The sequence below is a fragment of the Actinobaculum sp. 352 genome (assembly GCF_003957265.1).
In the GTDB taxonomy this organism is placed as follows: domain Bacteria; phylum Actinomycetota; class Actinomycetes; order Actinomycetales; family Actinomycetaceae; genus Asp313.
On record NZ_RQSN01000013.1, the window covers coordinates 13515 to 25597 of the forward strand.

General features: G+C 61.5%; 13 protein-coding genes. 6 read left to right on the forward strand and 7 right to left on the reverse strand.

Annotation, left to right across the window (positions count from 1 at the left end):
* Positions 1-92 precede the first annotated feature (92 nt).
* Positions 93-1421: a GTP-binding protein gene (locus tag EKN07_RS11125; RefSeq protein WP_108714779.1), complete on the reverse strand. Its 1329-nt coding sequence runs from the start codon at positions 1419-1421 to the stop codon at positions 93-95.
* 48 nt (positions 1422-1469) lie between these two features.
* Between EKN07_RS11125 and ykgO the strand changes: the two genes are divergently transcribed.
* The 4 genes from ykgO to EKN07_RS11145 all read left to right on the forward strand — a co-directional run bounded on the left by ykgO (position 1470) and on the right by EKN07_RS11145 (position 2354).
* Positions 1470-1592 (forward strand): type B 50S ribosomal protein L36, encoded by a 123-nt coding sequence (gene ykgO, locus EKN07_RS11130; protein WP_108716579.1) that lies wholly within the window; start codon positions 1470-1472, stop codon positions 1590-1592.
* Complete coding sequence (rpmB, locus tag EKN07_RS11135; RefSeq protein WP_108714778.1) at positions 1592-1825, forward strand: 50S ribosomal protein L28; 234 nt, start codon at positions 1592-1594, stop codon at positions 1823-1825. The genes ykgO and rpmB overlap by 1 nt, the downstream gene beginning before the upstream one ends.
* 92 nt (positions 1826-1917) lie before the next feature.
* On the forward strand, positions 1918-2085 hold the full coding sequence (gene rpmG / locus EKN07_RS11140) for a 50S ribosomal protein L33 (RefSeq protein ID WP_108714777.1): 168 nt from the start codon (positions 1918-1920) through the stop codon (positions 2083-2085).
* Entirely contained in the window at positions 2085-2354 is a 270-nt protein-coding gene (locus tag EKN07_RS11145; RefSeq protein ID WP_108714776.1) for a type B 50S ribosomal protein L31, read from the forward strand. Before rpmG ends, EKN07_RS11145 begins: the two co-directional genes overlap by 1 nt.
* 323 nt (positions 2355-2677) lie before the next feature.
* Here EKN07_RS11145 and EKN07_RS11150 read toward each other — a convergent pair whose 3' ends face one another.
* From EKN07_RS11150 to EKN07_RS11175, 6 genes are all read right to left on the reverse strand, one after another.
* On the reverse strand, positions 2678-5632 hold the full coding sequence (locus tag EKN07_RS11150) for an ATP-dependent helicase C-terminal domain-containing protein (protein WP_126146423.1): 2955 nt from the start codon (positions 5630-5632) through the stop codon (positions 2678-2680).
* Positions 5633-5659: 27 nt separating this feature from the next.
* The gene (locus EKN07_RS11155) at positions 5660-6280 is read right to left on the reverse strand and encodes an HAD family hydrolase (RefSeq protein WP_126146424.1); all 621 of its coding nucleotides are present in this window, start codon (positions 6278-6280) and stop codon (positions 5660-5662) included.
* Positions 6281-6395: 115 nt separating this feature from the next.
* Positions 6396-7025, reverse strand: a complete 630-nt coding sequence (locus tag EKN07_RS11160) for an HAD-IA family hydrolase (protein ID WP_108714774.1) — start codon at positions 7023-7025, stop codon at positions 6396-6398.
* Positions 7026-7479: 454 nt separating this feature from the next.
* On the reverse strand, positions 7480-7665 hold the full coding sequence (locus EKN07_RS11165) for a hypothetical protein (protein ID WP_108714773.1): 186 nt from the start codon (positions 7663-7665) through the stop codon (positions 7480-7482).
* Between the two features lie 119 nt (positions 7666-7784).
* A complete protein-coding gene (locus tag EKN07_RS11170) occupies positions 7785-8447 on the reverse strand; it encodes a response regulator transcription factor (RefSeq protein WP_126146425.1) in 663 nt (220 codons plus the stop codon).
* Positions 8444-9610 (reverse strand): histidine kinase, encoded by a 1167-nt coding sequence (locus EKN07_RS11175; protein ID WP_241228190.1) that lies wholly within the window; start codon positions 9608-9610, stop codon positions 8444-8446. Before EKN07_RS11175 ends, EKN07_RS11170 begins: the two co-directional genes overlap by 4 nt.
* Positions 9611-9734: 124 nt before the next feature.
* Here EKN07_RS11175 and EKN07_RS11180 point away from each other — a divergent pair, with 124 nt between their 5' ends.
* Both EKN07_RS11180 and EKN07_RS11185 read left to right on the forward strand, forming a co-directional pair.
* The gene (locus EKN07_RS11180) at positions 9735-10544 is read left to right on the forward strand and encodes an ABC transporter ATP-binding protein (RefSeq protein ID WP_126146426.1); all 810 of its coding nucleotides are present in this window, start codon (positions 9735-9737) and stop codon (positions 10542-10544) included.
* Positions 10541-11896 (forward strand): FtsX-like permease family protein, encoded by a 1356-nt coding sequence (locus EKN07_RS11185; RefSeq protein ID WP_126146427.1) that lies wholly within the window; start codon positions 10541-10543, stop codon positions 11894-11896. Before EKN07_RS11180 ends, EKN07_RS11185 begins: the two co-directional genes overlap by 4 nt.
* The last annotated feature ends 187 nt before the right edge of the window (positions 11897-12083 follow it).

Below are 12083 nucleotides of genomic sequence, written 5' to 3' on the forward strand. Positions count from 1 at the left end.
GCGACGGGTGGGTGCACACACGTCTGCGAGTCACGCAGATCGCGCTCGGAAGGAGTTACCGCCTTGACTCGAACGCCTGCCGATGGCCCCTATCATTCTGGAAAGGCGTCCTCATACGTCATCCACGCCCACACGCCGTCGAGAAACTCCTCGTTAGTCAAAAGGCAGGCATCGAGTTCACGTTCCAGACGTACCGCATCCAGGTCCACTCCAATGGCGACGATATCCTGCCCCAGCACTGCCTCGCCAATATCAGGCAATGGTCCAATATCCACCCGCCAACGCTCCACGGGACCATATCCCAGCGAGTCAGTATCACCCCCCACTTGGGCCCCGATAGCGAATTCATACGCATTCGCGATGCCATATTCCGCCGCTGTTTGGCGATCCGCCCACCAATCAACTTCGTACGGGTCGACGGAGATTGTGACACCCGTTTGCTCCCAGAGGGATAGAATGCCCGGGCGTGACGCGATGCGTGTGAAACCTGCTACTCGCAAAAGCGGTGCCCAGTCGGCACCTTCTTCAAGACACTGCAAAAGGCGTCCCGGGTGAAATGGCCGCTCGCGCCGGTAATGAAAGGCGCGCGTGCGGCTCCCGGCCCACATCGGCGCGCACGCAGGCAGCACACCACCCACCCGGTTTGCGCTGCGTGCCTGGCCCGCCCGAGGAGAGCGGATGGAACCACTCGGCCCCTTCGCAACCGTCACCTCGCCCTGGCCCGATCCAGTCAACCCGGCACTACGTCCGCCACCCGGGCTCCCCGGCACGCGAACTCCACCACGTTTTCGGTAACCCACACCATCAGACGAGCCGTGATTAAGCACACGAAGCCACCCGGGCGTGGTGCGGAATAGATCTTGCACGGGTCTCGGTGCGGGAAGGGCATCGCGCCCATTCCACTCCACAATCTGGGCACTGGGCCCGAGGGCCATGGCAAAAGATGCCACATCGGTGCGGCTGAACCGCACACACCGCGCTCGGCCATCATCGGAGAGGATAAGAGTCGTAGCGTATTCCAGTTGCGACGTCAAAAGAACAGCACGCGGCACTTGGAAGGAGCCGACGCCGTCGTCGTGTAAGCGGACAAGGTAGTCCTCCCCCGTGAGATCGCGGACTGCATCATCCGGATCGACGACGGCCACCACTGCGGCGATATACGCCTGCGGGAGTTGAGTGAAGGCCCCGATCACCTCGGTGGTCAACACTTCTTCACCCATTTCCAGGACTGCGCGATGTGCTCCCGCCTCCAACAGGCCATCAACTGCCTCACGCAACACATCATCACTCGGGCGTCCTTCGCCGAGGTGGATTGACACCACTATGGCATCGTGGTCCGCAGCAATCCTCCGTGCCGCATTCTTCCGCGATGACGGCTCCATGCCTAGTACGGGAATTATCTCCAATTCGCCAGCCTTCATACCGACAGGCTACACTACATGAGAATGATTATCACTAAGGAGTTGCGTGTGAAGGTCAGAGCTTCGCTGAAAAGCCTCAAGAACCAGCCCGGTTCACAGGTGGTTCGCCGTCGTGGTCGGGTCTACGTTATCAACCGGAAAAATCCCCGTTTCAAAGGAAGGCAGGGCTAATGCGTCGTTGTCAGGTCACCGGGCGCGAACCCGGGTTTGGGATGTCCGTCTCACATTCCCACCATCGCACCCATCGCCGATGGGACCCCAATATTCAGAAGAAGACGTACTGGGTTCCCTCGCTTGGGCGCAAGATCACAATTTACGTATCCGTCAAGGGGATCAAGACCATCGACCGCCTCGGTATTGAGGCGGTGGTTGCCGATATGCGCGCACGCGGCGAGAAGTTCTAGCTCCCGTTCCCAGTCCCAGGCACGGGTTTCCGCCACGAACATAAGAGACCCGTGGGCACAAGTCTCCATCACGAATACAAGAAAAGAGGATCATGGCAACATCACGCGACCTGCGTCCGGTTATTCGCCTCCAGTCCACCGCCGGCACGGGCTTCACCTATACGACGCGCAAGAACCGCCGCAACACCCCTGATCGGCTCGTGTTACGCAAATACGATCCCATCATTCGTCGGCATGTCGACTTCAAGGAGGTCCGCTAATGAAACCCGGCATTCATCCCCACTACGACTACGTCGTTTTCCGCGACCGCGCCGCGAATTCTGCATTCCTGACACGATCAACGGCCACGTCCGACAAGACCATCGTCTGGGAAGACGGCCGCGAATATCCGGTTATTGATGTGGAGATCTCCTCCGCCTCCCACCCCTTCTACACTGGGAAAGCGCGGATCGTCGACTCCGCAGGACAGGTGGAAAAGTTCCACCGCCGCTACGGCAGAAGAAAGGAAGCGCAGGAAGCGGAAGAGTAAGAGCCCGCGAGCCACTCGTACTTTCTTCGGACGCTTCCACGCGAGTCAAGATTCCCGCGTACATCACCCTCGGCGGCCTCAACCCCGCGCGTTGCTTCCACACGGGCAGAGCCTTCCGAGATAGTGCACGTCCATCTCCTGATATTTCGAGTGTGCGGGGATATTGGCACAGGGTCCTTATGCTCCGGGACCACTGTCAGCAAATCCCGTCCACGTGCCGCGAAGCGACGGGTCGACCCCTGAGGAGTCCCGCGTCAACCCGGAAGGTCTTCGCGGTACGTGGAACTCGCCCCGGCATGCGCCGGTCCCCTTCGCTTAGCAGATCAACGATGCCGAGCACGCCGCACATGCCGGGCAGGCTCGGCATGCAGGGGATCCTCAGGCCATGAATGCCGCGGATAGCGCCCACGCATCTCCGCTCGGACCTGCGCGTAGGGGCCGCGCCAAAAACTGCCCAGATCGTCGGTGACGGCCACCGTCCGTCCCGCCGGCGAAAGCAACTCCACTGTTACTGCGACTCGATCATCTGCAACTCGCGGCGTTTCCACCCAACCAAAGGCCTCCTGCACCCGGAGGCGAATTCGCGGACGGTCGTCCGAATAGTCAATTCGGAGCTCGGCACCGCCTGCCACCTTCACCTTTTCAGGCGCCAGGTCCTCCAAACGCGCCGCCTCCGGCCATGGGAGGATTCGCCGCAGCTGGTCTACACCAACCATCGGCACTGCGCCATGGCGTGCAGCAGCTTCTATTTCTGGTGCCAGCCAGCTCTCGCTGGCATCGAGCAATACGTGGTCGTCAACGTCGGGCCACGGAACGCCCATTACTTCGTGGAGAAAGGCCAGGCGTCGCTGCAACTCACGTGCCGCTCGCGACCATTGCGGGGCGATGTCCCCGCAAGCAATCGCGGCAGTTAGAAAGGAACGGGCATGCCTCGGGTCCGCCACATCACTTTCGATGGCGGTTAATTCGATGGCTCCCAGGTGCCGGGTATGCCGGGCCCGGAGCCGGTTTCGCCGCACGACGACGTCGTCGCTCTCCACCAGCAATGCCCGGGCGGCGTCAATCGCCTCCGCTTCGCCAATCGGCACGGCGGAGCGGATACGCGCATCGGCACGCCCCTGCGGGCGTTCGAGGTGGGCGATGGCCAACCAGGGTTCTCCGGTCAGCGGCGATCCCTCCGGGAGAATAGCTCCCACTCCGTTGGCCAGTAGGTAACGTCGCCCGGCCGTGCGTGTGGCGCCCTGCCCGGAAGGACTGGGACCACGCGCTCCGGGCGTGGACTCGCGCAAGCGGGCCACTCTTTCGGGGTAGGCGAGGCTAATCACCAGGGCCCAATATCCCTCGGCACGCTCACTACTCAGATTCAGGTCCCCGCCGAAGGCCTCGACGTCGTGCCGCTGCCCTCCAGCCACCAGCTGGGCCCGTGCGCTGTGAGCGTCGTCGGGGGCACCGTCCATCTTTCGAGCATTCCCGATAGCAGATTGTGCATCGCCAGCGCCGTCAGGCCCACCATCCGCTATTCGACCACTTGCGGCGGAAGGCCGCTCGTCGGCGACGTCATCGTCGCAGGCTACACGCCCTTCCGCATGCTGCGCACCCATCTCAAGGTGGGATGCCGCAAGTCGCTCCAGCCGCCGCGCCTGTGCCCGCCAGGAATTCCCGCGCGTCGCGCGCCGCCATTCGCGTGTCACATCGGCTCCGGGAAGTCGAAGCTCCTCACTCAACAGGGCGCAGATCTCCGCCGCTGTAGTAACGCCGATATGCTCGGTGGCTTCGAGCAATGCCCTTCCTATCCGGGGCTCAACCGGTAATTCAGCCAGGCGCCGCCCGAGCGAAGTCGCTCGCCCGTCCACCAATGCGCCCAAGGTCTCCAAATGCCTGGTCGCCGCTTCCAGCGCTGCCGCAGGCGGCTCATCCAGCAGCGCAAGGCCCCTCCCACCAGGCGCGCCCCAGCAGGCGGTCTGCAGTGCAAAGTCACTCAGATCGGCCGTTCGTATTTCCGGTGCCGACTGCTCAAGCAGGCGCGCCCACGTCGCCTGGTCCATACATCGATAGACGACCCCGGGCGCTTCGCGTCCCGCACGCCCAGCACGCTGCATGGCACTGGCGCGTGACTCGCGCACGGTCACTAGGCCACCCACACCGCGGGCATAATCCAGCCGCGGTTCACGCGACAGGCCGGCATCAACCACCACCCGCACGCCGGGAACAGTCAGTGACGACTCCGCTACTGCCGTCGTGACGACGACGCGGCGCGCATGATCGGCCGGGTACTCGCCAGCGCTACCGTTGCCGCGAATCACCCGATCCTGCTCCGTTGCCGGAAGGGAGCCGTGCAAACGCAACACCTGCGCTCCACAGCCATTCAGTTGTTCCGCGACCTCGTTAACTTCCCGCACTCCCGGCAGAAAAGCAAGCACGTCGCCCTCAGACACCTCACGTAATGCCCGGCGAACAGTTTGCGCCGCATGCGTGAGAAACTCGTTGCGTACACCCATGGCCTCGCCTGCAAGGGGTCCAAGCGGGGAGGCCGTAGGCGTGGGAGCCGCCCAGCGCGTGTCAACCGGGTACCCTTCACTTGGAATGCCCACGACCTCGGCATCCAACACATCGGCACATCGGGCCGTGTCCGCGGTGGCGGACATAGCGATCAGCAGAAGGTCCTCACGCAAAGCTCCTTGCACATCCCGGCAGAACGCGAGCGCCAGATCCGAGTCGAGTTGCCGCTCATGCACCTCATCGAGAATCACCGCGCCGACACCCGGCAATTCGGGGTCTCGCTGCAGGCGGCGTAGAAGCACACCCGGCGTAACCATCTCGATGACGGTATGTCGGTTGCGTTTGGATTCGCCCCGGATCGTGTAGCCAACACGTTCGCCGACTTCCTCCCCCAACAATGCGGCGATACGCTGCGCGGCCGCTCGTGCCGCCACCCGCCGCGGCTGGGTGACAATAACGCGAGTTGCGGGCGCATGTTGCAGGTGGTGAGCAAGAAGCGGCGGGATCAGTGTGGTCTTTCCGGTACCGGGCGGGGCTTGGATAACAAGCGTACGGCTGGGATGCACGCCAATCGCCATCGCGGTAGCGGAGCAGGATTCAGACAGTTCCGTCGCCTTCCCACCCGCATCTGTTAGATCGGCGCGAAGCGTGCTCGGGTCCTCTTGCCGCAGCGGCACATCCGAATCTCGCCCCGGCACATCCAAGTGCTGCCGAATGGTACCCAGGTACGACGCCACGGGCAGCGGGGAGTCGAATAGGTCGGAAAAAGAAGTGCTCACGTGCGTCGTCGCTGCAAAGAATGGGTGCTACCCGGCCAGGTGTTCTTCCACCACTGGCCGCAGACCATCAAGCCCCTGAAAATGGTGGGTCTTGAAGCCGAGGATTTGCGCCACTTGAATATTCACGAGCGTGTCATCTGTAAAGAGCACGTCGGCCGGCACAAGTTCCGTCCCCGCTTCCGCCGCCAGGCCTTCTAATGCGAAGTTGAAGATTCGTTCCTCGGGCTTGGCCATAAGATGCTCGAAGGAGAAGATCGCCGGGTGGAAACACTCAGCAATCCACGGGTGCTCTCGACGCATGCGTGCGCCGAGGTCATCGGGAATATTTGATAGAAGGGCCATCGTTGTGCCTCGCTGACGCAACTCGCGCGCAAACGCGATCATGTCGTCGTCGGGTACACTCCACGAGTCCATATCGGCCATTTGCGCTTCCTGCCAGGGGATACTCACACCCAACTCGTCGCCCACGACCTTCCAGTACTGTTCGGCTCGGTATATGCCGGCGTCGTACTGATGGCGGTTCTCACCGCGGTAGACGGGCTCTAGTTCTTCGGGTGTGACTCCGGCGACGGAGGCGATCCGACCGAAAGATTCCGGGGTCTGGTTGCGCAGAAAGAGTCCAAATAAGTCGAATAGTAAGACGCGCATCTGTTTCCTTTCATCGTCTTCGCCGCGTAAACTCACCCTGCTCTGTCATTGAGCAGCATGGATGCGGCCATCTGCCTGGCATAGAGTCTACGGGACAAGTCCCGTGTGGGAACAGTCATCGCGCCGTTTCAAAACATACCCGTTGGCCGAGCAGATGCTGCTCGATGGCGTTGCGGGCACCGGTGACATCCAGATAGTGGTGCGTGGCGAATCCGAGCCGATGGGCCGTTTCCAGGTTTTCAACGGTGTCGTCCAAGAAAAGCACATCGGCAGGATCCATCTCCGTGCCAAATCCACTCAGCGCGATGTGAAAGGCTTCGGGTTCCGGTTTGGCCGCATGAATATCACACGATAAGCACAGCGGGTCGAAAAGCTCAAACCACGGCGAAAGCTCCCGCTGGCGAACCGCTTCCGCAGCGGTGATATTCGAGAGGAGGCCGGTTCGCACGCCCCGCGCATGCAGTTCCTGCACAAAGGCAATAAGTGCGTTGTCGTATGTGTGGCATAGTGCGACATCCGCCGCCACCACCGCCTCCAAATCGGCAAGCTCTCGGCCCGCAGCCTCTTCGACCATCGCTCCGAATTCGGCGTCGGAAACGAGGCCGGCATTGTATACATGGCGCAGCGGCCCCATCCAATGCCGCCAGAACAACTCCGGTTCCCAGCCGGAAGGACCAGACACTGTCTCCAACGGCTCGGACGGCACAACGAACAGTCCGTAGAGGTCGAAAAGAATCACTCGCATCGCTCTTCAGCGTACTGGATTGGCACTGCGTTACAGGATGCGTTGCCGGAGTGATGTTCCTTGAACCGCCGTCAGTCGCCCATCTATCTGTATTCTCCAGTGTCTGTCACGCGCAACTGACGTCTCGCGCTGCTACCACCGACGACCTATCCACGCCTCCACCCGCCAACCTCGCCATATTCTCCGGGTTTTCCCCAGTTCTCCGCGAATAACCTGGAGGTTGATGAAAAACCCGGAGAATTCTGCAGGCAGGATCTGAATAACAGCGAGTATGGCAGCCGTAAGGGCCGTAGGAGCGAGCGCCGTAGTCGCCACGCGTCGCGAGAAACAGACCGGACCAGCGAAGGTCGGCATCGGCGCCACGTTCACCACTTGCGATCAGTAAAGACCTAGTCGGTGGAGAGCCTAGCCACGAGGCAGGTGCCGAACTCCATGCCGGAGAGAAACGTTCCGCTTATTCCTTCGCTCCAGCATCCTCTTCAGACTGTATCCCTCTATCAGACCACCAGAATAAGACTAGAAGAACCCCCGCTATGGCCGCCTTCCACCAATCCTGCGTCGCCAAAGAAATGGCGGCAGCCGCAGCCAGCACACCGTACCCGGCATAACGGACATACTTGGACTGAAGAAACTCTTTCATCACGCAACTTTCTTGTGGTCGTATGCGAAGGCTCGGGGCACTTGACCCCACCCTCTACTACAATTGCTCCGCTACGTTACCACATAACCTGACAGTATGCATCAATTGCCACCCTAGCGTCACCGCCCCGCCGTCTCGGTGAGATAGGCGAGGACCGCACGCACGCGGCGATTCTCCTCCCCGGGAGCCATGCCCAGTTTGGCAAATACGGCAGCAACGTGTTTGGATACCGCCGCAGACGAGAGGTACAGCTTGTCGCAGATCTGCTGGTTGGAAAGCCCTTGCGCCATAAGCTCCAACACTTCGATTTCCCGCGCAGTCAGCGCGTCCAGCCGCGACGTTTTCCCATGCACCAGCGAAGTTGCAACCTCTGGATCGACGACGACGCCGCCCGCCGCCACCACGGCCAAGGAACGGATGAAGTCGGCCACGCGGGCAACTCGATCCTTGAGGAGGTATCCCAAGCCGCCAGTGCCCACGCTGGGAGCACTCGGGTCGAAGAGCCGTGTCGCATACGCCGGAGCAACGTATTGCGAGAGCACCATGATGCCCATGTCGGGGCGCGACTCGCGCAGCTGCACAGCGGCCCGCAGACCGTCGTCGGACATTCCCGGCGGCATACGCACATCGGTTACAACCACGTCGGCCTCGTCGCTCTGTGCCATGGCGAGCAACTCGGGAGCCGTTGCGGCCTGTGCAACAATCTCATGCCCCTGCCGCTCCATCAATCCAACCAGGCCTTCCCGGAAGAGGGCCGAATCGTCGGCGACAATAAGTTTCACTGCTTGTCCTCCTGAATCGCCTGGGACGGTGCCGGTGGTGATGCAAATGGCATCCGCCCCGATGAAGTGTCTGGTACTTTCCGGTCCGAGTCCCGCTTGTCCGCGTCATGGTGCTCGCTCAAGCTATCCTTACTCTGTGGAGCCGAAACGGTCTCCGGTTTCTGCTCCGCGTCCTCATTCTGGAGAGTCCCAACCACCGATGGACTAACACCAAACTCACCATTGCGCAGCAGCAGGGGAATACGCGCGATTAAAACCGTCGGCCCGCCCTCCGGACTACTGACCTGCAGCGAGCCTCCGAATGCCGCCAGCCGCTCCCGCATCCCTGCCAGTCCATGATCGGGGCGAACAACGACGCCGCCCGGGCCGTCGTCGAGCACGCTGAGGTGCAGGTCGTCGTCGGCAACCAACACGATCGACACATGCGCCTCGGGAGCGTACTTGGAGGCATTCGTCAGTGCCTCCGCGACGAAGAAATACCCGGCGGCGACGACTCCTTCGGGAATGGTAGGCAGCGGATGCGGCACCCGAACGACGACGTCCATAGCACTGTCGCCGGCCAGGTTGCGCACTGCCGCTTCCAAACCAAGGTCGGAGAGCACCTTGGGATGGATTCCCGCCACCGTGTTGCGCAGAGCGCGCAGCCCAGACTCGGCATCGTCCTGTGCACGGCTCAACAAACGCCGCACCTCGCGCATCTTCTCCGGGACCACACGACCATCCACCACCGCACTATCAAGCACAAGATCCGCCTCGCCCAGATTCATCGAAGCAGTCACAAGATACTGCTGGGCACCGTCGTGTAGATCGCGTTCAATACGACGACGTTCAATCTCAAAGGCCGCGACAATCTCGCGGCGGGACTCCGTCAGTTCCGCTACCGCGCTGGGGCTTAACGGGCCGCTCGTGTCCTCGATTTCCGCAGTCCTTTTGCGGACAGTCCTCCGGAAACGAGCCAAACTCCACCACATCGCCGCGATCCACGAGAAAAATGCGAGATACACCAAGAAACTCGGCGTGCGCAACGGTGCCGCATACATAAGGTTGAGAAGTCCTAAACCGACCATCCCGATAACGCAGGTCAGCACCAGGACCACTCCGGCCATTCGCCACAGCAGGCGGCCACTCCCGCTTATGCCCGGATCCCCACCGCGTTCTCGCATATGCCTATCCTAACCGCGCGCACCACATGCGAATCTCACTCCACCACAGGAGTAGAGCTGGCTCTACCATGGAACGATAGGCAACCCTCTGGGATAACCGCCCACTAGCGGATGGAATAGAGACATGAAGAAAACACATCGCACTGACCGCGCTCTTACGGGGCGCGCGCTGACAAAGAACTTCGGCTCCGTTCATGCTCTCGCCGGTGTGGACATCACCATCCCGGCTGGGCAAACGGTCGCCATCATGGGCCCCTCCGGTTCCGGTAAGTCGACCCTACTACACTGCCTCTCCGGCATCCTGCCGCCCACGTCGGGCGAAGTAATGCTCGGGCATTCCTCGGTTTCCGGTTTGTCCGACGCTGCTCGGTCCCACCTTCGCCTGACCGACTTCGGCTTCGTCTTCCAGGACGGGCAGCTCATCCCTGAACTGCCCGCACACGAGAATGTGGCTCTGCCACTGCTGCTTAAGGGTAGCTCACGCCGCCAGGCTTTGAAAACAGCCAACGACTGGCTCACCCGGCTCGGACTGGCCGCCGAGGCACGTCGTCGCCCGGGCGAAATGTCCGGTGGGCAAGCGCAGAGAGTTGCTATCGCCCGAGCGCTGGCCGGTTCACCCGCAGTCGTCTTCGCCGACGAACCGACCGGTGCCCTCGATCAGGCGACGGGGCATGAGGTGATGCAGATCCTCACGGCAACGGCCCGTATGGCCGGCACAACGCTCGTCGTCGTCACTCACGATACGCAGGTAGCGGCCTGGTGCGAGCGCTTGGTCGAGATTCGTGACGGTCGCATCCACGCGGATTCCGCCGCCGATGAGCAGCCGCAACAGCCGCCGGTCTACTATCCCAATTCGTCTACTCCTGCCTACGCTGCCTCCCTGGACGGGGTTTACCAGGATCAGGCCAACTACCGGAATGAAGGTGTGCGATGAACCAGGTCTTGCATCTCACACCACATTTGACTGCGGCCCGCCTGCGTACCCGTACCGGCGACGCCTTGCTAGACGTGCTGGCCGTTCTCTCCTTCATGCTTTCTACGCTGATGGCCCTCACCCTGGCGGGCGGCATCTGGATGTTCAAGAGTTGGAATGATCATCCCGAACAGTTCCGCAATATGGGCGAGATGGTGGAGCGATACGCTCCCAGTTACTACGTGTTGGCCCTCTTTGCAGGCGCGCTGCTTGTTATTCCGATTGCGACACTTGGCGCATCAGCAGCGCGACTCGGTGCACGCGGCCGTTCTGAACGACTCGCCTCCCTGCGCCTCATTGGCGTTACCAGCGGGCAAACCGTGGCAATTACCGTAGTGGAAACCCTTGTACAGTGGGTTGTTGGCGCAACCATTGGCACCTTCGCGTACTTCCTAACGTTGCCGCTCTGGCATAACATCTCTTTCCTCAAGACACCGATCAATGCCCACCAAATGTTGCTCCCAGTGTGGCTGCTCGCCATCATCCTGGCCGGACTGCTCCTCATCACGCTGGCGTCCACGGTCGTCGGCCTCAGCCGCGTACGGATCTCCCCGCTTGGGGTGGCGCGGCGGGAGGCGAGTCCGGCTCTACGCCACTGGCGCCCGATTCTGTTCGTGGTTGTTATCGCCGCCTTCATCGCCTGGGCACAGTTGCATCCACAGATGTCCGATGGTGATTACTTGGTGACCGTCGCGGTAATAACCTCGGTAATGATTGGAAGCGTGTACGTTGTGGGTCCGTGGGTATTACAGTTACTTGCTCGCCCGGCTACGAAGACCCGTTCGGCATCCACCCTGTTGGCCATGCGTCGTATCCTGGATGATCCGCGCGCCGCCTGGCGGGCTGTTGGCGCCTTGGCGCTCCTCAGTTTCATTGCCGGATTCGTCAGTGTTATCGGCGAGAGCTCCGGACCCGACGACTGGTTCTTTACCGACGTGGTAACGGGCGTGTACATCACGATTGGGTTCGGTTTCGCGGTCACGGCTCTGTCAACGCTGATGAACCAGTCTTCGTCAGTGTTCGACCGGGCACCGGAGACGCATGCCTTGGCGCAAACGGGTTTCCCGACTCGCATGTTCGGCATGACGCGCTTCAACCAGGTGGTTCGGCCTTTGTTCCTCGCGACGGTCGTGACGGGCGTTTTGGGAGTCGCTCTTGGCAGTCTCGCGGCGACGGAGGGCGTGGAACCGGCCGGGATCATTCGCCTTGCCATAGTTACATTGGCGGGAATCGGGTTGACACTGCTGGCCTTGGCCGCCTGCGAACCCTTGGAGCGGCATGTGCTGGCCGCCCAGCGCCGTCGCAATGATTAGAACCGAATTGGCTGAGCGCAGCAAAGAGAAATCACAGACAATTCGCATCGTTGCCTCCAATAATCGGAACGCCCGAGCCCTCCCCCTCGGGCGTTCCGCCTATGTGTTTCAGGTCTCGCGTCTCACGCGATTCTCCGCCCTTGCATGCCTAACTCAAACCTCACCCTGCCGCATCCCCGGAGCAGCG